The sequence below is a fragment of the Vibrio sp. 10N.222.52.B7 genome (assembly GCF_041474275.1).
Taxonomy (GTDB): domain Bacteria; phylum Pseudomonadota; class Gammaproteobacteria; order Enterobacterales; family Vibrionaceae; genus Vibrio; species Vibrio crassostreae_C.
The window spans coordinates 1-250 of record NZ_JBFRTU010000488.1 but is presented as its reverse complement, the minus strand read 5'-3'; the positions used below and the strand labels follow the sequence as shown (position 1 = coordinate 250).

The 250-nt window shown below is 40.8% G+C and carries 1 protein-coding gene; it reads left to right on the top strand.

What is annotated here, in order from left to right:
- Positions 1 to 50: 50 nt before the first annotated feature.
- On the top strand, positions 51 to 250 hold a 200-nt coding region (locus AB4512_RS23825; RefSeq protein WP_372175976.1), incomplete at its 3' end, for a hypothetical protein.

Here is a 250-nt window from a genome sequence, read left to right as displayed (position 1 = left end):
ACAACATTTTTGCACACCAAGCGGCTATACCAAAAACAGGTAACGTAACAATGATTTCACCTGACGGTAAAGTAGTTAAATCTAACTTATTGGATAATGATATTTATGCAGCTTGGGGCGTTAGTATTGATGGTGGTGACAATGTGTTTGTGGGCGATTTCTTAGGCACTGGTTTTATTCAAATGTGTGGTGAAAATGTCAGTAACTGCCCAGCAGGCGTGACAACCGGTGAGCAAGTTCACTCTTACAA